Source organism: Collinsella sp. SGI.184, assembly GCF_050313415.1.
Classification (GTDB): domain Bacteria; phylum Actinomycetota; class Coriobacteriia; order Coriobacteriales; family Coriobacteriaceae; genus Collinsella.
Genome location: NZ_JBNPLJ010000008.1, coordinates 28,713 through 52,837, shown reverse-complemented (window position 1 = coordinate 52,837; position 24,125 = coordinate 28,713). Strand labels below are relative to the sequence as shown.

22 protein-coding genes are annotated in these 24,125 nt (G+C 58.0%); 11 read left to right on the top strand and 11 right to left on the bottom strand.

The window, feature by feature from the left end; genetic code table 11:
• Nucleotides 1-15 precede the first annotated feature (15 nt).
• The 9 genes from ACQRAJ_RS04270 to ACQRAJ_RS04230 form a co-directional block, all read right to left on the bottom strand.
• Complete coding sequence (locus tag ACQRAJ_RS04270) at nucleotides 16-1,443, bottom strand: M20/M25/M40 family metallo-hydrolase (protein ID WP_427747815.1); 1,428 nt, start codon at nucleotides 1,441-1,443, stop codon at nucleotides 16-18.
• Nucleotides 1,444-1,515: 72 nt separating this feature from the next.
• Entirely contained in the window at nucleotides 1,516-2,301 is a 786-nt protein-coding gene (locus ACQRAJ_RS04265; RefSeq protein WP_427747814.1) for an amino acid ABC transporter ATP-binding protein, read from the bottom strand.
• 22 nt (nucleotides 2,302-2,323) lie between these two features.
• On the bottom strand, nucleotides 2,324-3,472 hold the full coding sequence (locus ACQRAJ_RS04260) for an amino acid ABC transporter permease (RefSeq protein WP_427747813.1): 1,149 nt from the start codon (nucleotides 3,470-3,472) through the stop codon (nucleotides 2,324-2,326).
• Nucleotides 3,473-3,481: 9 nt separating this feature from the next.
• Nucleotides 3,482-4,408: a transporter substrate-binding domain-containing protein gene (locus tag ACQRAJ_RS04255; protein ID WP_427747812.1), complete on the bottom strand. Its 927-nt coding sequence runs from the start codon at nucleotides 4,406-4,408 to the stop codon at nucleotides 3,482-3,484.
• A 287-nt stretch (nucleotides 4,409-4,695) separates the two neighbouring features.
• Nucleotides 4,696-5,589: an aldose 1-epimerase family protein gene (locus ACQRAJ_RS04250; RefSeq protein ID WP_427719707.1), complete on the bottom strand. Its 894-nt coding sequence runs from the start codon at nucleotides 5,587-5,589 to the stop codon at nucleotides 4,696-4,698.
• A gap of 114 nt (nucleotides 5,590-5,703) precedes the next feature.
• Complete coding sequence (locus ACQRAJ_RS04245; RefSeq protein ID WP_427747811.1) at nucleotides 5,704-6,570, bottom strand: hypothetical protein; 867 nt, start codon at nucleotides 6,568-6,570, stop codon at nucleotides 5,704-5,706.
• Nucleotides 6,571-6,695: 125 nt separating this feature from the next.
• Entirely contained in the window at nucleotides 6,696-8,012 is a 1,317-nt protein-coding gene (locus ACQRAJ_RS04240; RefSeq protein WP_427747810.1) for an ATP-binding protein, read from the bottom strand.
• Nucleotides 8,013-8,150: 138 nt separating this feature from the next.
• Nucleotides 8,151-8,336 carry a hypothetical protein gene (locus ACQRAJ_RS04235; protein WP_427747809.1) on the bottom strand — a complete coding sequence of 62 codons (186 nt, stop codon included), beginning with the start codon at nucleotides 8,334-8,336 and terminating at the stop codon, nucleotides 8,151-8,153.
• On the bottom strand, nucleotides 8,333-8,878 hold the full coding sequence (locus tag ACQRAJ_RS04230; RefSeq protein ID WP_427747808.1) for an anion permease: 546 nt from the start codon (nucleotides 8,876-8,878) through the stop codon (nucleotides 8,333-8,335). Before ACQRAJ_RS04230 ends, ACQRAJ_RS04235 begins: the two co-directional genes overlap by 4 nt.
• A gap of 1,746 nt (nucleotides 8,879-10,624) precedes the next feature.
• Here ACQRAJ_RS04230 and ACQRAJ_RS04225 point away from each other — a divergent pair.
• The 8 genes from ACQRAJ_RS04225 (at nucleotide 10,625) to ACQRAJ_RS04190 (ending at nucleotide 17,856) form a co-directional block, all read left to right on the top strand.
• Complete coding sequence (locus ACQRAJ_RS04225) at nucleotides 10,625-12,163, top strand: ATP-binding cassette domain-containing protein (protein WP_117743464.1); 1,539 nt, start codon at nucleotides 10,625-10,627, stop codon at nucleotides 12,161-12,163.
• Nucleotides 12,164-12,524: 361 nt separating this feature from the next.
• On the top strand, nucleotides 12,525-12,848 hold the full coding sequence (locus tag ACQRAJ_RS04220; RefSeq protein ID WP_117734898.1) for a hypothetical protein: 324 nt from the start codon (nucleotides 12,525-12,527) through the stop codon (nucleotides 12,846-12,848).
• 154 nt (nucleotides 12,849-13,002) lie between these two features.
• Nucleotides 13,003-13,218, top strand: a complete 216-nt coding sequence (locus ACQRAJ_RS04215) for a hypothetical protein (RefSeq protein WP_117743463.1) — start codon at nucleotides 13,003-13,005, stop codon at nucleotides 13,216-13,218.
• Nucleotides 13,219-14,610, top strand: coding sequence for a hypothetical protein (locus tag ACQRAJ_RS04210; protein WP_117743462.1), 1,392 nt, complete (start codon nucleotides 13,219-13,221; stop codon nucleotides 14,608-14,610).
• A gap of 169 nt (nucleotides 14,611-14,779) precedes the next feature.
• Nucleotides 14,780-15,301, top strand: coding sequence for a Rep family protein (locus tag ACQRAJ_RS04205; protein WP_117743461.1), 522 nt, complete (start codon nucleotides 14,780-14,782; stop codon nucleotides 15,299-15,301).
• Nucleotides 15,302-15,364: 63 nt separating this feature from the next.
• The gene (locus tag ACQRAJ_RS04200) at nucleotides 15,365-15,970 is read left to right on the top strand and encodes a hypothetical protein (RefSeq protein WP_117734894.1); all 606 of its coding nucleotides are present in this window, start codon (nucleotides 15,365-15,367) and stop codon (nucleotides 15,968-15,970) included.
• A gap of 78 nt (nucleotides 15,971-16,048) precedes the next feature.
• Nucleotides 16,049-17,248: a tyrosine-type recombinase/integrase gene (locus ACQRAJ_RS04195; RefSeq protein WP_427747807.1), complete on the top strand. Its 1,200-nt coding sequence runs from the start codon at nucleotides 16,049-16,051 to the stop codon at nucleotides 17,246-17,248.
• Between the two features lie 161 nt (nucleotides 17,249-17,409).
• Entirely contained in the window at nucleotides 17,410-17,856 is a 447-nt protein-coding gene (locus ACQRAJ_RS04190) for a low molecular weight protein-tyrosine-phosphatase (RefSeq protein ID WP_117743459.1), read from the top strand.
• A gap of 170 nt (nucleotides 17,857-18,026) precedes the next feature.
• Here ACQRAJ_RS04190 and ACQRAJ_RS04185 read toward each other — a convergent pair whose 3' ends face one another.
• Nucleotides 18,027-18,356 carry a TIGR04076 family protein gene (locus tag ACQRAJ_RS04185; RefSeq protein ID WP_427747806.1) on the bottom strand — a complete coding sequence of 110 codons (330 nt, stop codon included), beginning with the start codon at nucleotides 18,354-18,356 and terminating at the stop codon, nucleotides 18,027-18,029.
• Nucleotides 18,349-19,173 (bottom strand): PfkB family carbohydrate kinase, encoded by an 825-nt coding sequence (locus ACQRAJ_RS04180; protein WP_427747805.1) that lies wholly within the window; start codon nucleotides 19,171-19,173, stop codon nucleotides 18,349-18,351. Before ACQRAJ_RS04180 ends, ACQRAJ_RS04185 begins: the two co-directional genes overlap by 8 nt.
• A gap of 675 nt (nucleotides 19,174-19,848) precedes the next feature.
• On the opposite strand from ACQRAJ_RS04180, the gene ACQRAJ_RS04175 reads away from it, so the two are divergent.
• Genes ACQRAJ_RS04175 through ACQRAJ_RS04165 form a run of 3 tightly spaced genes read left to right on the top strand, consistent with a single transcriptional unit; the run spans nucleotide 19,849 to nucleotide 24,074 of the window.
• On the top strand, nucleotides 19,849-20,355 hold the full coding sequence (locus ACQRAJ_RS04175; RefSeq protein ID WP_427727674.1) for a MarR family winged helix-turn-helix transcriptional regulator: 507 nt from the start codon (nucleotides 19,849-19,851) through the stop codon (nucleotides 20,353-20,355).
• Nucleotides 20,348-22,162, top strand: coding sequence for an ABC transporter ATP-binding protein (locus ACQRAJ_RS04170; protein WP_427747804.1), 1,815 nt, complete (start codon nucleotides 20,348-20,350; stop codon nucleotides 22,160-22,162). Before ACQRAJ_RS04175 ends, ACQRAJ_RS04170 begins: the two co-directional genes overlap by 8 nt.
• Nucleotides 22,155-24,074 carry an ABC transporter ATP-binding protein gene (locus ACQRAJ_RS04165; RefSeq protein WP_427747803.1) on the top strand — a complete coding sequence of 640 codons (1,920 nt, stop codon included), beginning with the start codon at nucleotides 22,155-22,157 and terminating at the stop codon, nucleotides 24,072-24,074. The genes ACQRAJ_RS04170 and ACQRAJ_RS04165 overlap by 8 nt, the downstream gene beginning before the upstream one ends.
• Nucleotides 24,075-24,125: the final 51 nt, after the last annotated feature.

Below are 24,125 nucleotides of genomic sequence, written 5' to 3'. Positions count from 1 at the left end.
TCGCTTTGTCACATTCTAGAGCGTTTGAAGCAGAGCGATGAAAAAGTGGACACCCTGGAGGTAGGCACGGCGGGTAATGCGCTCGTTGGTGCCGTGGACACCGCGATCGCACTCGTCATCGTCGACCACAAACGCCGAAAAGCGAATGCATTCAGAGCAAATACGCTGATAGTTAGCCGCATCGGTGGCACCGATCACAGTTGAGGGCACAATGCCGACAGCAGCCCCGCCCGCCGCATTCGGTACGTTTTCCTCCGCCCCCTTTTGATCACGAAAGTAGCGGGCGGCAATAGTGCGAACGGCCTCGAGCCCCGGTCCGCCAACACGTGGGGACGGCGAAGGTTCTGAGCTGCCGGGGCCAAGTTCGACCTCCACGCGCCCGGTAAGGCCCGCAGCGGCAACGGCCTCGCGGCAACGGTCAACAACATCAGCCACGCCCGTGCCCTCGAGCATGCGGAAGTTAATATTGGCCCACATATCCTGCGGCATCACGTTGGCGCCAGTGCTGCCGCCCTCAATCTGCGTGGGCGCACAGGTAGTGGTCACGAGCGGATAGAGCTTGTTGCTGGCGAGGCAGTCGCGAACAATGACGCCTCCGTTGGCGGCAATCTCATCCGCCGTGTAGAGCCCCAACTCGACAAGCTGCGCGGCAAGCAGATCGGTCACGCGCGTCGGCCACTCGATATCGCAGATTGCGGCGATAGCGCGGCTCAATACCTCGAGCGATGTGCCGCCGTAGGGGTTGGACGAATGCCCGCCTTCGCTCTTCGTCCTGAGCACGATATCGGCATAGCCCTTCTCGGCAAGGTCGGCATGCATAAGCCAGCCCTCGCCCGCGCCGTACTCGGCAGCCGAAACAATACGGTAGTCACCCTCGTCGATCAGGTATTCAAGTTCAACGCCGCGCTCCTCGAGCACGCGGCCGATGGCCCCCGCTCCATACTGCGTGGTTTCCTCGTCCTGGCCAAAGGCGAGCAGCAGCGTCCGCTCGTGCTCCCAGCCGTGCACCAACGCATACTCAACCGCCTCGAGAATACCTGCGACCTGGTCTTTCATGTCGATAGCGCCGCGACCCCAAATGTAGGTGTCGTCCACGTGACCGCTAAAGGGGGCATGCGTCCAGTCGGCCTCGGTGCCGGGCACCACGGGAACCACGTCCATGTGGCCCATGAGCATAACGGGCTTGAGGGCAGGGTCGGAACCGCCAAGTGTCACCAGCAGCGAGTGGTCGATGAGTTCGACCTCGCCCGCCGCGAACACATGTGGCCACGCCTGCTGCATATAGGCGCGCAGGTCATCGAACGGCTGCCAGTTCACCGCCTCGGCATCCATACTCGAAACGGTCGGAAACGACAGCACGCGCCCCAGACGCTCGCACGCGCCAACTTCGTCCAAATCGGCAAAATCATCCTCATGCGCAAAGAAGCGCCAAACCTCGGCCATGACATCCTTTCGATTGTGATGACGAGGGCCGCCCCACCGGAACGGCCCTGCCATGCAAACATTTGCGGTTGGTTATTTGTCCTCAAGATAGCGCGAGAGGAACTCGCGGGTACGCTGGTGCTTGGGGTTGCCAAAGAGCTCCGCCGGCGCGGCGTCCTCGAGGACCACGCCCTTGTCCATAAAGACCACGCGATCGGACACGGTGCGGGCAAAGGCCATCTCGTGCGTGACGACGACCATGGTCATGCCGTCGGCAGCGAGCTTGCGCATGACCTCGAGCACCTCTCCCACGATCTCGGGGTCGAGTGCGGAGGTCGGCTCGTCGAACAGCATGATCTGCGGATTCATGCATAGGGCACGAGCGATGGCCACGCGCTGCTTTTGACCACCGGACAGGCGACCCACGGCGGCGTGCGCGAACTTTTCGAGTCCCACGCTCGTCAGATGCTCCAGCGCGACCTTTTCGGCCTCGGCCTTGCTCATCTTTTTGAGCGTGACGGGCGCAAGCGTGCAGTTATCGAGCACGTCCATGTTGTTAAACAGGTTGAAGCCCTGGAACACCATGCCGATGTCCTCACGCAGCTTGTTAATGTTGCAGCGCTCGGCCGTGAGGTCCTGGCCATGGAACCAGATATGGCCCGCGTCCGGGGTCTCGAGCAGGTTGAGGCAGCGCAGAAAGGTCGATTTGCCCGAACCCGAAGCGCCGATAATGGTAACGACCTCACCGGGGTTAACGGACAGGTCGATGCCCTTGAGCACCTCGAGCGAGCCGAAGCTCTTGTGCAGGCCCTCGACGCGGATGAGCGGCTCATTGATCTGTGCGGCGGCCGCAGCGCCGGTAGTGGCGGTATCTGCCATGATGATTCTCCTCGTCTTGAGCCTAGTTGGAGCTGGGCAGCGTGGCCGGGGCCTCGGCGCCGAGCTTTTTGCCAAAGGCCTCGAGCAGGCGGCTCGCCACGAGCGTCAGGATTAGGTAGACCACGAGTGCCACGCAGTAGACCTCCATCTGGCGGTAGTACACGCCGGCGACGGTAGTAGTGGCGTACATGAGGTCGAACACGCCGATGACCGAGAGCACCGACGAGTCCTTGATGTTGATGATGAGCTCGTTGGTGAGCGCCGGAATCGCGTTTTTAATGCCCTGGGGAAACACGACTTTGCGCATAGCCTGCCACTGCGACAGACCCAGCGAGCGCGCTGCCTCGGCCTGACCGGGGTCGATGGACTCGATGCCGCCGCGCAGGACCTCCATCATGTAGGCGGTGGAGTTGAGCGAGATGGTGACGAGGCCGGCGGTAAAGGTACTCCAAATCTGGTTGGCCTGGGCGGTCTCGAAGCCCATGCCGCGCAAAACGGTGAAGCCCGCGTAATAGATGAGCAGGCCCTGGACCATCATGGGCGTGCCGCGCACGATGGTGGAGTAGACGGTCGTAAAGCCGCGGCCGATGCTCTTAAAGAAGCGCACCAGGTCGTTATCCACGCGATCGAAGGTCTGAATGCGCAAAAACACAAAGAGCAGTGCCAGGAAAAAGGCGATAACGGTACCGAAGGTCGCAAGTGCGATGGTGATCTCGATACCGCGAATGAAGAAGTCGCCGCTCTTGTAGGTCATGTAGACCAGGCTCGACAAAAAGTCGCTGGGGTTGGAATCCGAGACAATGCTCACCTGCACCAGGTCGATAAACGACATGACGCAGCGGTCGATAAAGAAAACTGCCGCGATGGCGACCACGACGTAGCTGCCTAAGCGTGCTCCACGACGGAAACGCTCGGATGCGAACGGCGACTTTTCGCGATAGTCGCTCCAGTGCATAAGCTTGGTGACCAGCGCCGCCGCCGACACGACGAGCCACGCCCACAGGATCGCCCAAAGGCAATCTTGGAACACGCCCGTGGGGGCCAGGAAGCTCAGCGGCGTGGGGTTGCGCTGGCTAAACGCCAGTCCGAGCGCCGCGATGACGCTCGTGCCCAGGTACACATAACGATGGTCGGCTTTGATAAAGGAGACCAGACGATTAATGGCTTTCATGCTGCCTCCCTATGCCGGCTGACGGTCGAGGCACGCGTCCCACATCTGGTCGCGCTCCTCCTGGCTGACGCCCTTGAGCGTCTTGTCGATGAGCTTAAGCAGCTTGTCCGAGCCCTTGCGGCAGCCGACGTTTGCCGCGACCTCCTGCTTAAAGCCCTCGCCCTCGGCAAAATGAATGGGGACGATACCGGGATTTTGGGCCATGTAGCCCTTTTCGTTTTCGGTGTTGTACGTCACGGCGTCGCAGGTGCCCTGCAGCAGGTTCGAGAACACCGTGGGGACGGAGTCGACCGGGTTTTTGTGAACGACGCCCGGGATCTCGTCGATGACGGTATCGAGCATGGTGTCCTTTTGGCCGAGCACCGTGGCGCCGCTGAAGTCACTGAGCTTGGTGGCGTTTTGGTAGGGGGAACCCTCTTTTACGAACAGGCCAAAGTAGCCAATAAAGTACGGGTCGGAGAAGCCGACCGACTCCTCACGCTCGGGCGTGGCGCTCATACCGGCGATGATGAGGTCGATCTGGCCGTTGTTGAGCGAATCGATAAGGCCCGAGAAGCTCTGCTTGACGGCAACGGGCTCGCCACCGAGGGCCTTGCAGACGATCTTGGCGATCTGCACGTCGTAGCCATCGGCATAGGCGCCCTGTACGTTGTCGATGGGGATGGTGTACTCACTGGCTTCGGAAACCTGCCAGTTGTACGGGGCGTAGGCCGCCTCCATGCCGATGCGGATCTTATCCTTGCCGATCACGGAATCGGACAGGTCGTCGCGACCGCCGCCCGTCGTGGGCTGAACCACCTTGAGCGTGGACGGGCGCTGACAGCCGGCGAGCGCGCCGGCGACGACGGAAGCGCTCGCGGCAAGAGCGCTACCCAAGAAGATGCGACGGCTGCACACCGGCTGTAGATGCACGTCGCGCTGATGGGGAGAATGCATAATCTGCCTTCCCTGTTGAATCGTATGCTAACGACGTAACAGGATACCGCTCAGCGTTACCTCCAGCAGATGCATATATACAAATTAACAAACAGAAAACGATTGGTAGTCGTTGGGGACGTCGATGATTCGGCAATGCCAGCGAGCGCCACCCAGAGCGAACAAGTTGGCATGAAAAAGGCAAGGCATAGACCTTCTGGTCATGCCTTGCCTTTTGAATGACAAATTGTCGCTCTGGGTGGCGCGCAGCGTCGACCGGTCCGCCGTTCGTTAGAACGGCGGAACCTCTAGAGCAGCGTAACCTCGAAGGCGCGCTTGTCGGTGGCGCCGGGAGCCAAGGTGATGGTGTTGACCTTGTGCTCGAAGACGTCGTCCTCGGTGTCCATGGTGGTATGTCCGGTCCAAGGCTCGAGCGCCACGAACGGGGCGTCGTTGGCGGCAGACCACACGCCAATGTACTTAAAGCCCTCAAAGTCAATCTTGACGCCGTGGCCCGATTTGCGACTGCGCAGCGTGAGCGTGGAGCCCGGGGTATCGGTGAACATGATGGCGTCGTTGTCGAAGCTACGGTGTGTGATGGGCAGCACGTCCGAGTTATCGGGAGCCTTGTAGCTTCCCTCGAACGTCATAAGGCCATCGGGCGTGATGATGGGCGCCTCGTTAGTCCAAGCCTCGGTAAACGCCAGCTCGTAATCCTCGAACGCCTCGTCCTCGGCACCGGGAACGGGCACGTTAAATGCGGGGTGGCCGCCCACCGAAAACGGCAGGTCCACGTCGCCGGTGTTGGTGACGGCAAAGGTCTGCGTAAGAGTGGCGTCGCCAGTCAGGGCATAGGTCATGTTGAGCTTAAAGTGGAACGGGAAGGCCTTGAGCGACTCGGGCGTATCGGTAATCTCGTAGGTGACGGACGAACCGTCCTCCGACACCTCGACCAGCTTGTGCTCCACGATACGCGCGATGCCGTGGCGCGCCATCTCGCAGCTGCCGGCCGCAGACGTCGCCGTGTTGTTGCGCAGCGAGCCCACAATGGGGAACAGGATGGGCGCATGCTTGCCCCAAAAAGCGGGATCGCCCTGCCACAGATACTCGTTGCCGTTGAGGGCAAGGCTCGTGAGCTGGGCGCCCATGGAATCGATGGCCGCGGTGAGGCCGCCGCGCCTGATGGTAGTGACGGTAGACATGCTACTTCCTCCAAAAGTAAACAATAGTGTCGAGGACTATTGTCCCACTCTTGGCGGCGGGACGGGACGGCAGGCGATTATTGAGTAGCCATAGCGGAAATGGGCGGCGAGCGCCTACTGGGTATCCACGTAAAGGTCAAACCCGCCCTGCGAGGTGGTGTCGACCGTATCGGGCGCCCGCGAGTTAAAGCTCGCGGGAACCATTCTTTTCGAGGCACGAAAACGCGTGCCGTCGGTGGCGACAGGTGGCTCATCGACCGTAAGTTCGTAGTCGCCGGGCTTGAGCTCGATACCGTCACCTTCGGAATTGACGTATTGGTGCTCGTCGATCGCTTGTCCCTTGAGCGTACGGCCCACGATATGGATGAGCATCTGGCTGTCGCCGCGCGCGGTATCCCACGTCGCGCCGTCCTTGACCTCGACCGACACATGCACCGAGCGCGTACGGCTGAGCGATTGTTCGACGGAGATCTCGACCTTGGCGGCGTCTTGGCGCTGCTGCTCAACATGGCTCCAAACGCTGCCGATTGCCGAGCAGGCGATAACGCCGGCCATGAAGGCGATGAGGATGGGGCCGAGCGGAGAGCGCCGGCCCGCGCCTTCCTCGCGAGCCAGATCGGGGCGATGCGTGGGCGCAGGCGCCTGAGCGCCCTGCGCGGGCACGTCGAGAATGCTAAAGGATGCCGTGCTGTCGGGGTCGATAGTGTGACGCGGCTGCGGGGTCTTTGCCGGCGAGATGGACATGTCGGCCGGCTCACCCAGTGTGGCCGTGGCGTCGGCCTTTGCCTCGTCGGCCTCAGCCTGGGCCCAGGCCTGTTCAAAGGTTAGGGGTTCGGCCGAGTCGGAAGCGGCATCCGTCTCGACGGCATCGTCGCCGCTCTCGTCCTCGTCGCTCGACACGTCATGCGGCGCGGGCTCGTCCCACTCCTCGTCCGGAACCTCGCCCTCGCTATACCACCATTCAAAGTTATCGATATCCATACGGGGCGCCCCTTAGGCCTCGCAAATAAACACTTGCTAGCCTTATACCCCCAGACGGCACGAGGGCTCGCACGGAATGCGAAAAGGACTGCTCCTTTGTCGCATCGAAACGGATCTGTTTACGTTTAGCCGCGGGTAATCTTATTTCTCAACAAGAAGTCGACTGCCCCCACGATTCTGATGCCATCGATGTCCGTTGGATGGTCGCCATCCCTGACAATCAGGATCTTCTCATACGAATCAGGAATTTTTCCTAGCGTGCTTAGCTTGAGCGGTCGCAGCTCGCGTTCCCTCGTCGCCTCGGCATCAATCCGTTCGGTAACCTGGATATATTTGCGGTCTGATCCCCCGCCGATTGCGACAAAGTCGATTTCCCCTGCGCGTAGATGGCCGCAAAACACTTCGTATCCTTCAAAGACAAGCTGGTTGTAGATAACGTTCTCGAGCATCCTTCCGCTATCGCTACCTCTATATCCGTCAAGATAGCTGCGAATTCCCGTATCAGCTATGTAATATTTACCGCCTGTCTTAAGAAGCTCCCGCCCCTTGATGTCATACCTTTTTACTTTGGTAAACAGGTACGTCTCTTCCAGAGCGTCAATATATGCCGACACCGTCGATGCGTTGGTCTTACCGCCCGCTGATTCGTTGAGCGTCCCTACGATTTTGTTGACCGAGGTTTGGTTGGAGATGTTGTCTGCCAGATACGCACAGAGCCGCTCGAGAACATCGCGCTTGGTGATAGCTCCGCGACCCCTACGCGTCACACGCGACAGGATATCGCGCGCGACGATCGTCTGGTAGAGGCTACGGATATAGTCGCGACACAGCTCACGTCTCGGCTCATCATGGGCCAGAAACGGCATGCCGCCATAGGTTATGTACTGCTCAAGCACGGTATTTGAATTAAGGCGATCGCCCGTCTTGGAAACAAGTTCGACCCTCTCACCAAGCCCTTCAGCGGCGACCGCATCAATCGAGCGAAAATCAAGATATTCGCCAAACGTGAGAGGCTGCATCTTGACCTCGACATATCGGCCCGAGATAAGCGTTGCGAGCTCGCTCGATAGCAAAAAGGCATTGGAGCCCGTGACATAGATATCGCACGGCAAATCCACTCGGAGCGAGTTGACCGCCTTTTCCCAACCTTCGACATTCTGGAGCTCGTCAAAGAACAGGTAGGGATGATCGATGCCGTCGATGCGCTCCCGAACCATACGATAAAACGTCAGATAATCCGTAATTCCCGCGTACTCTAGAGATTCCATCCTAAAGGTCAGCAAACGCTCGGCTGGCACCCCCTGTTGCGCCAGATAGTCCCTCATCATGTCCAATAACGTTGATTTGCCACAACGGCGTATGCCCGTCACGATTTTGATGAGGTCGGTATCCTGAAAAGCAATGAGTCGATCAAGATAACGGCTTCGGCGAACGATATCCATAGAGTCTCCCTAGCGCCCGACCAGACATGAAATCTTATAAACTTGCATTTTTTGCAAGTTTATAAGATGTTACCTTAGAAACTTGCAGAATTTGCAAGTTTCTAAGGTATGGAATGTGACAAACGGACTGTCCCTTTGTCACATCTGGAGGGCGACGGGGATTTGGATGCAGCAGAAGTCCTCTTGGTGAGACTCGTCGTAGCTCGTGGTGTCCAAGTAGCAAAAGTCAAAGGCATTGCCGATGGGCTGGAGCGCGTGTCTGTCCATGCAGGCCACGATGGCACGAATGCCCTCGGGCTCGTACGGCATGCCCCAGCGGCTCATGCGGACTCGGCGATAACCGAGACGACGGCGAGGATGAGGAAGGCGCGGGGGAACGGATGCGGGATCAGCAGCGACAGCACAAAGGTGAGCGCGAAGATCGAGATGATGAGCGACTTGGCGTCGCGCACGAACTTGAGCATGAACGCATAGGCGATGCGCTCGCCCAGGCCCGACTCCTTGACCGCGCTGGCAATGAGGTAGGAGCCGATGACGAGCCACATGGTGGCCTTGGTCCACGAGCTAAACGTGGAGGCGACCGTCGCCGAGATGCTCGCGGCGCCCGTGTCGTCCACGCACACCTTGAACAGAACGAGCAGCGCGCAGTAGAGTAGGCCCACAAAGCCCGGCTGTGCCACGCCACATGCCCAGAACACCACCGTGGCGAGCGTCAGCGCCAGACAGGTCTGACCGCCGACCGTGAGCTCGACCGTCGAGCTCAACTCCGCCAAAGGAAGAAACTTCACCAGCAAAAAGACAACGATACCCAGCACAAAGCCAATTTCGCGCTTGGTGATCTTAAACGCCTTCTTTTCCGCTCCCATCTCCCCACCTTTCTTGTTGGGGGCGCTCCGGATTCGCAGCCACGTTGCCGCTTAAAAAGGGGCGCCCGTTATCGGACACCCCTTACGTTGCGCTGTGTTGCGGCAATACAGTCAAGCGGATTTTTTTGGATGGGGAGCGATCTCCTGGACAAAAACCGTCACAACATTCGACGCTTTTCCTCGTTTTCGAGATTTTCGCCGATTGTTGTGACGGTTTGGATGTGGCAACGGGACTGTCCCCATGGGATCCCCTGTCGCCCGCGATGTACCTGAGACCATCTTCGCCTGTATTGCGACTATACAGGCAAGCGCAGCCTGCGACAAAGGGACTGCCTCTTTGTCACATTAGCTTGGCGCTGCTCATGTGCCTGTTCTCGGTGTCATGCTTCACGCACTTGCTTTTCTCGAAATTCCCTCTCGAAACTAGCTGACTACCCTATCTACACCGTGCAAAAAGAAATCCGCTTGGGCAGCATGGACCTCGACAGTCGATTGATGTTCTATTACGTTTTCGAATTGATATTTGAGCGCTACTTCAAACTGGCCAAGAAATAAAACTTGGCATGCGCCCGGCTTCGACTCTTTAGCAGCCTTCTATATGAAAGGTATCGCCCTATGCAACGCGTACTGTTTATCTGCCATGGGAACATCTGCAGATTCAGAAAATGCCTAGCTAGTTAGGATCCCGGCGAACCATATCGCGTACCTTACGACGTTTTTACGACTTTGAGCCCCGATGCGATATTGCCGTGATGGAGAAAAGCAACTCCTTTCGCCTTTCCCCAGTAGCTGAAGAACGGAGAATCGAGCATAAGCATTCCTTTCCGGTCGTCTCAAACCTCTGCAATTTGGAGGGTAAATCGCGAAAGCTAATATCTCAAACACCAGAAAAATCAAGTCGATGACCTCGCTCAACATTCACGATGTTAGTGTCGGAAAAATTTAGCCAAATATAGTCGGCCGAGATTGACCAATCCCGGCCGACCCATTTTGGCCAACACGCCCGCATCTATGACTTTCCTATCGCATTCCTACATCCCCTCGGGCTGGATCCCCCTCACCTTCACCGCCTGGGGGACGGCCTCCACCGAGTACGTGTCGAGCCCCCTGCCGCGGTAGCTCGGGCCCCGCATCACGAACACCGACGCCTTGTCGAGCAGCCTGTCGAGGGCGGCGTGTTGGCGCCACCAGCGTAGTGGCGGCGGGGAGGCACGGTGGCCATTATTCGGTGACCGGGATTGGTCAAAATCGGTTGACTATTAGCGGCTAAAATCGCCCGGCGCTAACAACGACGCCCACCATCGCATGCTAGTTACAAGAAGCGGATGCACTAGTATTCTTTCAATCGACTTGCAAACCCCTTCAAGCGTCCAACGCAATGGCGTGCTTTCAGACGCAACGCCTCCTTGCGTCCGCATTATTGCTTTGTTAGACTCTACGGAAGAATTCAGCGCAGGCCCATATGCCAAGCCAGCGCCCCGGAAAGGAAAAGGATTCGTGAAGCTGTAGACGATACATATCGACGCCAATTTGCAAATTGCCATCTATCCAAGAATAAATCTGGCTGCACATTTGTCGTATCGTCTTTTCACTGATCCTCGTATATCCTAAACACTACCTTTGCGAGCATTGCCGTCGACTCATTTTCTTTCAGCTTGACTCGAGTCGACGGGCGTTCACGTTGGTCGGAACGAGCCAATCAGAGCATATGCGGCAAAACGCGGCCTCCCATGCCGAGGAGGCACAATGTCAAGAACCAATTTGAACAGCTCCACCACCCTCGTTCTTTCCCATATTACTTATGCATATCCTGGCAGCGCAATGCCCGCACTCGACAACGTGTCGGCGACATTTGCCCCCGGCTGGCACGGCATCGTCGGAGACAACGGGTGCGGGAAATCAACTTTCGTCCGCATTGCGTGCGGACTTCTGATTCCAGATCGCGGCGTCGTTTCACCGCGTCTCGTCTCCGCATATTGCGCGCAAGAAGCCGGAGTCGAACCGCCCATGCTCTTCGATTTTGCGTGCGACTTCGCCCCGGCGACCACGCACCTCAGAAGGATGCTCCGCATCACCGATGATATGCTCTGGCGTTTTTCCGAGCTCTCCGGTGGCGAGCAGAAGAAAATTCAAATAGCCGTCGCGCTTTGGCAGAATCCCGATCTTCTGGCAATGGATGAACCGACTAACCATGTGGACGCAGAATGCAGAAGGCAGATTTGCAAAGCACTCGCCGAGTACAAGGGTATTGGCCTCCTCGTCTCGCACGACCGTGCGTTGCTCGACTCCTTGGCAAAGGACTGCCTGTGCTTTGAGTCGGGGCACGTCACCATGCGCCCCGGCAACTACTCCCAAGCTCGCTCGCAGGCGAATCTGGAGCGCGAAAGCGCGGCGCGGGCCAAATCGATTGCGCGATCCGAAGAAAAGCGCATGAAGGCTGAGTATATCAGGCGCGTTGAAAACGCCTCACGGTCCGCATCCAAGAGAAGCGCCCGTCATGTCGATCCGAAGGATCACGACGCGAAAGCACGAATCAAACTCGCCATTCTCACTGGCAGAGACGGCGTTGCGGGCAAGCTCGCTTCGCGCATGGACTCCCGAATCCAGCGCGCGCAAGCCGCCGTCGACGCCCACCATGTCGAAAAGCGCTACGAAAGCACCTTGTGGATGGAAGCGCAACCCAGCCCGCGCAAAACACTGATTCACGTCAGCTCAGATCGCATACCGTGCGGCCCGAGGCAATCTTTGCGGGTTCCCGAGATTTATCTGGGAAATACCGATCATCTGGGCATAAGCGGCCCCAACGGAGCGGGGAAAACAACACTGGTCAAGCATATCCTGGAGATATTGGAAGGCCGCAAGGCCACGGGATTGGACATTCGCACGCTGTATATCCCTCAGGAAGTCGACGATTCATCCTCAATTGAATTCCTCTCGGAAATCAAGGACCTGCCCCAAGCCGAACGTGGAGCCCTGCTTTCGATCGTTGCGCAACTCAATTCGGATCCCGAACGAATATTGTCCGGCGAGAACATCAGCCCGGGGGAGCTGCGGAAGCTCATGCTCGCCCGCGGTATACTAGATGCCCCCGAAATCATCGTCATGGACGAACCCACGAATCACCTGGACCTGCACTCGGTGGAGGCACTCGAGCGAGCGCTTTCCGCCTTTCCCGGCGCGCTTGTTTTGGTGAGCCATGACGAGCAGTTCCTCTCGGCCTCATGCCCCCTCCGCTTGGATTTGGCCCCAGAAGAGGAGCACACTATTGGTCAGCCCCTCCTCTAGCGCTCAGGCATGTCTTCTGCAAGCCGCCTTCTTCTGATATCCCCTCCCCCGTTTTGCAAGCAACTCAGCGCAAATGGCCCATCCCCCTCAGCCTGAAGGCTCAGCGACACCAACGATACCGACGATTCAATATCTGGATGTCCATATTTGCCCCATCTGGGTGATTATTAAATTGTGTTTGTTCCGTGATTGAATACTTTGTCATCATTACGCCCCACTTCTTCTCATCAGAGGACGTCGAGAACGACAGGTCCTTGCGAAATAATCCCAGCTCAGAAGCTTATGGCATGATGTGCTCACCGAGTGCTCGATGACGGTTGACGAATCGTCGGTAATATCCAATTTTTGGAAAGAGGTGTGTATGACCCGACCGAAGATCATGCGCGGACCGTTTGAATGCGGCTCCATCTCAACAACCAGTACGGCAATGTCGTCTATAAAGGAGTCTTCGGCGAGCATGCCGACTTGTTCTGAACGAGCTGTTCGACATGCCCTGAAGGCCGAAGAGATGTTCTCTCGCGTCATGTATCGCCAGATTCTTTGTGCCCACACGAAGCTCCATGGGGCAATGTTTGGGGACGATGATCTTCATGCCGCAACAAGAAATGTCGAGGAGATCTTGCGCAACGTCCTGCGCCTCTATCTCGATGTCCACGGCGAGCCGCAACGCGGAGTCAGCAAATAATTGGATTGAGAGGAGTTCGAGTATGAGGAAATTGAATCAGTTTATGAAGTTCGATTGGGAAGCTTTTGCGAAAGGCAAGCGTTTCCTTTGTGTCGGAGGTGGTAAATGGGTTGATTAAAACACCAAAGAGCATCGCGGCACCAAGATCGACGTGGTGATCACAACCGATAACACGCAGTATCACCAAAACGAAGGCGAGGTGGTCAGCAATCGTTTCGAGAAGCTTTCCATCAAGGTTTCGAACGATATCGAGATTCCCGTCAATCAGCACGTCATTCCCACCGGCGTGGTCGCAAAGGTTTACGGTGATTATCGCAACCAGTTGTCCATCACGGCGGACGGCATTACCGTCATCCCCGCGAAGGGCTAGGTGATTGTGGTGCGTTACTCCAGTGGCGCACCGGCGATCGTGTATTCGACCCCCAGCGCAAAGCTTTGTGTGCTGGGGGTCGCTTTATTTGCGGTCGCCGCGTGCGTTTATTGCATCGGGCTATTCGTGAACACCATTCTTGCGCCCATCGCCATAGAGCCCAGTACGGTGATGGCGTTTGGCGGCAACCTTACCTCCGCAGCGGCCACTCTTAGCCTCGCTGGGACCATGTTGTTTGCGGGAGGGATCACACATTACGTCATGCTATCTGAATCAACACGGTTGCATGCACGCATTAGGAAGGGGCTCTTTGATCCACGTTACGGGAATCCTCTACACCTGCGAGAAGGCGAGCTTCTTCCCGACATCTCTTGCAAAGAGACGGCTCCTGGACAGTTCGAGCTCGCCATCTCAACCTCATCCTCAACGGCAGAAGAAATATCGAAGATGGGACCTAGCATTAGCTCCCGACTTCGCGGAAGGTTCTCCCGCTACGCCGTCGTACTTGCCGAAGCAGACGTCGCATGCAATCAAGTGACCTTCTTCCTTGAAGATGTGACGTTGCATCGAGAGATCAAGGCATCGCGTGTCGAGGATTTGTGCCCGGCGAACGCCTACGAATTCCGCGTTCAAAACGGCACGAGCATCGACCTCCGCACCTCCGGTTCCATGCTCATCGCTGGAAAGACCACGGGCGTGATCGCCCTCTTGCTCCAAGCCCTGTTGGCTGGTCCTGACGGACACGGATCGCAAGTCCTCATCATAGACCCCAAGCAGGCCGAGCCCTCCCGACTTCCTCGCGTGGTTTCACTGAATGCTGACGGGGACGCTCGCGCAATCCTGTCTGCGTTATCACGGTTCGCCGACAGCATCAAAGAGCGACAGAGCTTCCTCAACGACAGGTCGACAGAGACGGGAGACGCCGTGCACTGGTGGGATGCGGGGCTTCACGTTTCGCTTCTCTTCATGGATGAGTACGTGGCACTCCGCACGCTGTTTCCCAAGCGCGCGAGCAAGGAGGACCCCGATTACTGCCTCGCAACGTTTGATGGGCTGGTGAAGCGCATCGTAACGATGGGGGCGAGCGCGGGCTGCTACGCCATCATCTCGATCGCCGAGGCGTCTGTTGAGGAGGGGGGCTTGCCGTCGATGCTGCGCTCGGCGTGCAGCACCCGCGTCCTCTTCAAGCCGACGCTTCCCGAGGCGCGGCTCATATGGGGCGCGGAACGCCTGCTCGACCTCGGTGCACCTCGCACCTTCTCCCCGGGCGACGCTTGGTTCAGCAGTACGGACGGGGCGCACGACCGCATCGGCTTTGTGCATTTTCCGATCATGGACTTCCCCGTGTACCGCGAGCTTGGGCGGCTCCTTGACCTGTACTTCAGAGAATAACCACCGCGGGGTCCGCTTCGCGCAGCAAAAGCGGACCCCGTCGATTGTTCCATTACTTGAAATTCTGCTCATTTATGCGCCTTGGGGAGCTTGTTATCCCAAGGCGCACCCTCGGGCGCGTTCCAAAATCGTCCCGAAATAGCTCATTTACGAGAAAGGACTCGGAACCATGACCAATTCTCTGCCCATGAAGACCCGCGCGATGATGTACGAGCAGCAGCTCGATCACCTGCCCCGTCTTGTGGACGAAATGTACCGAAGAATCGAAACACTCGCCCCGAAGCGCTATGCGGGCATCGTGCACGACAGCGACACGACGGACGCGGGACGTCCGGCAGCCGCGCATCTTCACGTGATGATGGAGTTCCAGAATCCGCGCTCGCTCAATAGCATCGCGAAGCTCCTTGGAGATAAACCTGAGCGCATCGAGGCTTGGAAGGCAGGTGTGGAAAACGGTTTTTCCTACCTGTGCCACAGAACGGATGGCGCACGATCCAAGCATCAGTACGACCCCAAAATCGTGCGCTCCAATTTCGATTACCCAGCGCTACTTGCTTCTATTGAGTCGCGCGTTGCTCGAACGAGGTCCCATAGCAGCATCAAAGTCCTTCTCGATGACCTTCTCGAAGGTCGTATCGACAAGGAGTCCTTGATCTCTCAGCTCTCCGGATCCGAATATGCCCGGACATAGCGTCAGATCGAAGACGTTTATGCACGCCGCCTTCAGGTTCAGGCCCGGGAATGGCGGGGGTTGATGCTCAAGGGCGAAAGAAGGGTGGAATCAGTTTGGATCTTCGGGCCTGCTGGAACGGGGAAGTCCACCCTCGCAAAGCTCTATGCGAAGCGGAAGGGCGAACCGTTCTTCGTCTCTGGATCTACGAGAGACATCTTTCAGGGGTATGAGGGCAAGCACACGGTGATTCTTGACGAACTTCGTCCCTCATCCATCCCCTACGCCGACCTGCTTCGCATCACGGATCCCTATGCGATGGAGCATGAGGTGATGGCACCGTCCCGATATTCCGACAAAGCGATAGCCGCCGATCTCGTAATCGTCACGACGCCCTACAGCCCCTTGGAATTCTATGGAGAACAGATGCGCCGATCCGCGACTTATCGTCCGCAAAACGATGTCGACGGATTTGGTCAACTTGAGAGGCGCCTCTCCGTCGTTGCGGAGATGCAGACGAGGGAGATCTGTCTCTCTGAGTTTAGGCACGATCTCGACGGATACTGGCCGGTCGAAGGTTCCTCTCGTACAAACCCATATTCGAGTTATGCGCGAGGACTCGCCCCCTCGTCCTGCGCCAACGCTCTTTATAAAGAGCTTCTCGACACCGTTTCGCACTTGACAGCTTAACCAATCGGGCCCCGTGCGATAATCTTGAAATATCGCATCGGGGCTCTTTTCTGAACAGGAAGGAGCCTGCTAGTGACTGTGAGAAAAGACAGCAAAGGGCGAATCCTCAGACGCGGGGAAAGCCAGAGAAAAAACGGCCGTTACTGCTTCATGTATGTGGATGCAAGAGGTAAAACGCGGAGCGTCTACTCGTGGACCTTGACAACTCATGATCTAACTCCGAAGGGGAAGAAAGCCAGTCCGTGCTTGCGCGCGTTGGAGCATGAGATCCAGCGCGATCTGCTTGATAAGGTCGCGCCGAACAATATGACAGTCTACGAACTCGCATCTCGTTACACTGAAACAAAGACTGCCGTGAAACAATCCACTCGAGCCGCCTACAAGACAATCCTCAATTTTCTTGCTACAGATGAATTCGGCTCGCGACGAATATGCGGTGTCACCTCCCTTGATGCCAAGGAATGGCTCATCAACCTGCAAAAAATCCACGGCAAGCGCTATAGCACAATCCATAGCATCCGTGGTGTTCTGAGACCGGCGTTTCAACTGGCAGAGGAGAACAGCCTGATTCGCCGAAATCCCTTCTATTTCGAGCTCGCAACGATACTGACAAACGACATGGTTACACGCAAGGCCTTGGCCACTAACCAAGAACGCAGATTTCTTGCTTTCGTGGAGGGCGATGAACACTTTCACCGCTATCGTGACGCCATCTACATCCTTCTAAATACGGGCCTGCGCATTTCTGAATTCTGCGGTCTTACCGTCGAAGACCTTGATTTCAAAAACGGAAGCATTCGGGTAAACAAGCAACTTCAGCGGACCAGCAACATGCGATACTACATCGAACGTCCCAAGACGGAGAGCGGGATCCGCTATGTTCCCATGACTCAAGCCGTGACAGAGTGTTTCAGGAGTATCCTTGCGCAACGTCTAAAGCCTTCGAGTGAGCCGGTCGTTGACGGTGTTAGCGGTTTTCTGTTTCTTGATAAAAACGAGATGCCGCGTGTTGCCCTGCACTGGGAGAAGTACTTCCACCACGCGATAGAGAAACATAATCGCATCTACAAGGATGAGCTTCCCAAAATCACACCACATGTCTGCCGACATACCTTCTGCTCGAAGATGGCACGCAGGGGAATGAACCCTGCGAAGCTAAAATGCATCATGGGCCACTCCGACATCAACGTGACTTTTAACACATACACCCATCTTGATTTCGACGACGTCAGAGAGGATATGCTGAAAATTGGATGCAAAGGACGGTCAACATTGTGACAACAAGTCGTAAACCCTCGTTCTTTACGACAATTCTTACGACGCTGGAAAGAAGAATAATCCGCTCATTTATGAATCAATTTGATATTCTGTCCTTGACGAGGGATCAAAAAGCAGTGCGATTATCTGCGAAAACTCTGATATTCGAGAGGTTTTAGCCAATGCGCAAAATCCTATTTGTCTGTCATGGGAACATCTGTCGCTCGACGATGGCTGAGTCGGTGTTTGCCGAGCTGGTGCGCCGTGCTGGGCGCGAGGCGGAGTTCGTCATTGATTCTGCCGCGACCTCGACCGAGGAGATTGGCAACCCTCCGCATCATGGCACCGTCGCCAAGCTGCGCGAGGTCGGGATTCCCGTCGTTGCGCACCGCGCGCGCCAGGTTCGTCGCGCGGAGTATGGTGACTGGGACCACATCGTCTATATGGATGCCGAGAACGCGCGCGGCCTGCGTCGCATCTTCGGCGACGATGCCGACGGCAAGATTTCGCGGCTGCTGGATTGGACCGATCGCCCCGGCGACGTCGCCGATCCCTGGTACACCGGCAACTTCGATGCCACCTACCGCGATGTGCTCGCCGGCTGCACGGCCATGCTCGAGCAACTGTAGGCGCCCGGGCGGCGCGGATGCGTGAGCCACGCCATCGGCATAAAATGAGCGTGGATAATCTCCCACATACAAATTGAGCGTGGATAATCTCCCACTTTGAACGCAAAACGGCGCTCTAAACGGGAGATTATCCACGCTCATTATCTTGGTGGGAGAAAATCCACGCTCAACTACTCGTCGACGATCTCGGCAAGCCAGACGTTCAGCGTATCGACCTCGGGGCAGCAGAACTTTGCCGTGCCGGGCTCGTTGCCGGGCACAGTTCCGCCATAGCGCAGAATGTCGATATAGGGAAAGCCAACGTGACAGGCCATGGCGCACATCTTGCCGCGATCGCGGTCGAAGTCGAAGACGTCGCCCGGCTTGTGACCATGGTGGCAGCGGCACGTCCCCAACTGGTCCACGCAGCTCACGCGGATACGCGGACGCTTGCCACGCGGCGCGCCGAGTGGCTTGTTCTCGCCCGCAGGCCTGATGCCGCCCTCGCCAGCATTACTCATGGTCAATCACATCCAAGCAGGCCTCGATGGGAAGACCGGCCGACTTGTCCTCTTGGCCGGCATTGCGCTCGATAAGCTCGGCCACCACACGCATGGCATCGGACGTCGCGCGCTGCAGACTCCAACCTGCCATAACGCGGCCGACGAGCACTGCCGAGAACGTATCGCCCGTGCCCGGGAAATAGACCGGAATGAGCTCAAAGGGAATCGTAAAGTACTCCCCCGCTACATGGTCGTAACCGGTAACCGCGTTCGTGCCATTGACCACGGTGCTCGTAATGACCACCGACTTGGCACCCAGCTCGCGCACGGCGTCCACAAGGGCGCGGGCCTCATCGGGCGTAATTTGCTCGACGATAGGCGTGTCGGTGAGCAAACAGGCCTCGGTGTAGTTGGGAACCGCGTAGTCTGCGCACTCCAGCAGGTGCCGCATAAGGCCAATCGTGGACTCGGGCACGCCCGCATAGAGCTTGCCGTTGTCGCCCATGATGGGGTCGACGAACACCTTGGTGCCCTTTTGCGCACGGCGGTGGCAAAAGTCCGAGATGATGCGCGTCTCTTCCTCGGTCACGATAAAGCCGGTCGAGATGGCGTCGAACTCAAAGCCGAGTTCTTCCCAGATGGCAAGACTCTGACGCACGTACTCCGTGGTGTCGTGGATGTAAAACTTGGGATAGTTGAGCGTATCGGACACAAGTGCCGTCGGCAGATTGTGGATACGGTAACCCATGTGCGACAGCACCGGCAGCATGGCGGAAAGCGCGACCTTGCCGTAGCCGCACATATCGTTGATCAGCAACAGCTGAGTGTTCTTCATGAGTGTCCCCCTTGGATCGGGCGCGGCGCAACGGCGCCACAGTGCAACTAAGTGTAGCGCAGGGGACGTTGCGAGCGGAGTCGAGCAGTGCGAAGGGCAAATTGTTGCGGAAAGGTTTCGGAAACGAGGGGCTAGCTTGCTTCATTGCGGCTCATTTGCCGCCACTTATTCAGTGCCATTTCAAAACTATGCCGGATTACGGGGCTGAACCTGAATGAGCCAACCACACCCCTTATTTTCAAATCATAGCGAACCTTCTACCTGCGGTTTTCTTTTTACCAATTTCGGCATGGTCGGCAATCCGTCATTCAGCCCCGTAATCCGGCATAGTTTTTAAGTTAGTCGTTGGGGACGTTCTTAAACGACTAGTCAAACAAGAACGTCCCCAACGACTATCCCAACAAGGGCAACGCCGATGTTTTGGCGAAGTCAGCGAAAACCCGCCAGAGTGAGCAAGGTGCCTTGAAACGAGGCGGCATTGACCTTCTGGTCATGCCGCCGAAGTTGAAAGGCAGATTGCCGCTCTGGCGGGTTTGCAGCGTCGAGCCGTTACGCGGTTTGGTAAAACCGCGTAACCACTAGTTTGGTACCTTGACTTTGATTTCTCACGCTCCTAAATTGGTTAGGCACAAAACAATTCCACTACCTAACTAAAGAAAGGAGCAGCACTAATTTATGTGCGATGAACCTCTTAGCCTTTGTTCGCACGAGCCCGGCGGCGACCCGTCACAGCCGGCGGATGTATCCGAAGCGGCTAGCTCGGAAGACAAGCTTGCCAAGCGCATCCTCAATAACCTGGGCTTTTGCGGCCATTACATGCATTTTCATGGCGGAGGCGTGTCCGGCAAGGCGCCCATCATCTGCCTACTGGCCAAGCAGCCCGGCGGCGAGATGTCGCAGCAGGAACTCGGCATGCACTTCGGCCTCAAGCCGGGGTCGCTTTCCGAGATCCTGTCCAAGCTCGAGCTCAACGGCCTCATTGAGCGCAGCCGTAACCCCAAGGATCGACGGCAACTCACCATTCGCCTGACCGAAACCGGCCGGGAAAACGCCCGCATCGACCAGGCGGCCCGCATCCGCTTTAGAGAACGGGCCTTTAGCGCGCTCACCCACGACGAGCGCGAGCAGCTCGCCGAAATGCTCGATAAAATCCGCAAAACCTGGGAGGAACTGGATGATTAAAACCCTTATGGGCAGCATCCGCGATTACATGAAGGTCACGATCGCCACGCCGCTGCTGGTGCTTGGCGAGGTAATCTGCCAGATGATGATCCCGTTTATCACCGCCGACATGATCGACGCCATCAAGGACGGCACCGCCGTTACCGAGATGCTGCCCACCGCCGGCCTTCTCGTACTCATCGCGCTGACGTCACTCGCCTTTGGCGCCGCCGCGGGCATCACCTGCAGCCATGCCAGCTGCGGCTTTGCCAAGAACCTGCGTCGCGACCTGTTCTACAAGATCCAGACGTTCAGCTTCGCCAACATCGATGAGTTCTCGACCTCCTCGCTCGTCACGCGCCTCACCACCGACATCAACAACGTGCAGCAGGCCTTTATGATGCTCATCCGCATCGCCGTGCGCTCGCCGCTGGTGCTGGTCTTTGCCTTTACCATGGCATACGCCATGGGCGGCAGCGTCGCCATGGTCTACCTGGTCATCATTCCGCTGCTGGGCTTTGGCCTGTTCTTTATCATCTATAAGGTGCGCCCGATCTTTACCCGCGTGTTCCGCAAGTACGACGCGCTCAACGAATCGGTCGAGGAAAACGTCACCGGCATGCGCGTGGTCAAGAGCTACGTGCGCGAAGACTTTGAGAAGGAGAAGTTCGCCACCGCCGCGCGCGACGTCCAGATGGACTTCACCCGCGCCGAGAAGTTGCTCGCCTTCAACAACCCCATGATGAACATCTGCGTCAACGGCGCGTTCGTCGTCATCATCTACCTGGGCTCCAAGCTCATCATCACGAGCCAGGGCACCCTGTTCGATGTGGGCCAGCTCTCCTCCATCTTTACCTACGGCTTCCAGATTCTGATGAGCCTAATGCAGCTGTCGATGATCTTTGTCATGGTGACCATGGCAGATGAGTCGGCGCACCGCATTACCGAGGTGCTGGCCGCCGAGCCCACGATCGCTAACCCGACCAAGCCCGTGCACGAGGTTGCCGACGGCTCCATCGACTTCGATCACGTGAGCTTTAAGTATTCCGAGCATGCCCGCCGCCAGGCGCTCGACGATATCGACCTGCATATTAAGAGCGGCGAGACCATCGGCATTATCGGTGGCACCGGCTCGGCCAAGTCGACGCTCGTGAACCTGATCGCCCGTCTGTACGATGTCACGGAGGGCACCGTGCGCGTCGGCGGCGTGGACGTGCGCGACTACGACCTGGACGCGCTGCGCCACCAGGTAGCCATGGTCCTGCAGAAAAACGTGCTGTTTAGCGGCACCATCGCCGAGAACCTGCGCTGGGGCGACCCGAACGCCACCGACGAGGAAGTCCGCGAGGCCGCACATCTGGCCTGCGCCGACGAGTTTGTCGACGGCTTCCCCAAGGGCTACGACACCTGGATCGAGCAGGGCGGCTCCAACGTTTCCGGCGGCCAGAAGCAGCGCCTGTGCATCGCGCGTGCCCTGCTGCGTCGCCCCAAGATCTTGATCCTGGACGACTCCACGAGCGCCGTCGACACCAAGACCGATGCCAAGATCCGCGCAGGGCTGGCAAGCTATCTGCCCAACACGACCAAGCTCATCATCGCCCAGCGCATCAGCTCCGTGCAGGACGCAGACCGCATCATCGTCATGGAGGGCGGCCGTATCGCTCAGATCGGCAACCATGACGAGCTGCTCAAGACGAGCGAGATCTACCGCGAGACCTTTACCTCGCAAAACAAGATGTCTGCCGAGGGCGAAGGGGCCGTCGAGGCCGACACCGAGGCATCCGCACCGCAAGCTCAGACCCAGGAAGGAGGCGAGGCACATGAGTAAGGCCGCTACCGCCGAGCGCGCGCGCAACCGCAAGGGCGGCACCATGACGCGCCTGATCAAGATGCTCTTTGGCTTCTACCCGGTGCTTTTGCCCCTCGTCGTCGCCGGCGTTGTGCTCTGCGCCGTCATCAACTCCATCGGCGCGACGTTTCTCCAGAGCGCGCTGCAGGTCATTAGCGAATCGTGGCAGTCGGGCGACTGGACGGCCGCGCAGCCCAAGATTCTGAAGCTCGTGACCACCCTCGGCTGCATCTACGCCGTGGGCGTCGCCTCCTCGCTCTTCTGGAACCGCGCCATGGCCGTCATCACGCAGGGCTCGCTCGAGAAGCTGCGCGAAAAGATGTTCAACCGCATGCAGGACCTGCCGATTCGCTACTTCGACACGCACCAGCGCGGCGACATCATGAGCCACTACACCAACGACATCGACACGCTGCGTCAGATGATCAGCCAATCGCTGCCCAACCTGCTCATGACGATCATCGTCATCGTCACCGTGTTCTTCATCATGCTGTATTACAGCGTGTGGATGTGCCTGGTCATCATTGCCGGCGTCGCCTTTATGACCTTTATGACCAAGCTGCTCGGCTCCAACTCCGCGCGCTTCTTTATCGCGCAGCAGACCGAGCTCGGCGTGGTCGAGGGCCATATCGAGGAAGTCATGAACGGCCAGAAAGTCGTCAAGGCGTTCTGTCACGAGTCCGCTGCCGAGGCCGATTTTGACGAGCGCAACGAGAAGCTCTTCGAGGTCTCGCAGAAGGCCAACATGTACGCCAACATCCTCATGCCGATCCTCGGGAACCTGGGCGACTTGCTCTACGTGCTGGTCGCGCTGACCGGCGGCATCTTCCTGGAGCTGGGCGTGCCCAACCTGAGCCTCTCGGGCATGGCGCTCTCCATCGCCGTCGTGGTGCCGTTCCTCAACATGACCAAGCAGTTCTGCGGCCAGATCGGCCAGATCTCGCAGCAGATCAACGCCGTGGTCATGGGCCTTGCCGGCGCCGAGCGCATCTTTGAGCTGCTCGACGAGGAGCCCGAAGCCGACGAGGGCTACGTGACGCTCGTCAACGCACAGGTGAACCCCGAGACCTGGCAGCTCGAGGAAGCCGACCACCGCACCGGCATGTGGGCATGGAAGCACCCGCACCGCGCGACCGGCGAGATCGAGTACGTACCGCTGCGCGGCGACCTGGTCATGGATAACGTGGACTTTGGCTATACGCCCGACCACGAGGTGCTGCACGGCGTGTCCGTATATGCCAAGCCGGGCCAGAAGGTCGCGTTTGTCGGTGCCACCGGTGCCGGTAAGACGACCATCACCAACCTCATCAACCGCTTCTACGACATCGCCGACGGCAAGATCCGCTACGACGGCATCAACGTCAACAAGATCCGCAAGGCTGATCTGCGCCGCTCGCTGGGCGTTGTGCTGCAGGACGTGAACCTGTTCACCGGCACTGTGATGGACAACATCCGCTACGGCAACCTGGACGCCACCGACGAGGAGTGCATCGCGGCGGCAAAGCTCGCCGGTGCGGACGACTTTATCACCCGCCTGCCCGACGGCTACGACACCATGCTCACCGGCAACGGCGCCCAGCTGTCGCAGGGCCAGCGCCAGCTGATTTCGATCGCACGCGCTGCCGTCGCCGATCCGCCGGCAATGATTCTGGACGAGGCCACGTCGAGCATCGACACCCGCACCGAGGCCATCGTGCAAGCGGGCATGGATAAGCTCATGGAGGGCCGCACGACGTTTGTCATCGCGCACCGCCTGTCCACCGTGCGCAACGCCGACGCAATCATCTGCCTGGATCACGGCCGCATCATCGAGCGTGGCAACCACGACGAGCTGATCGCCAAGCGCGGATATTACTACCAGCTCTATACCGGGGCGTTTGAGCTGGAGTAGCTCAAAACATCCCCTACGCTCCCAACGGACCTCCCCGAGGGAGACGGGGTG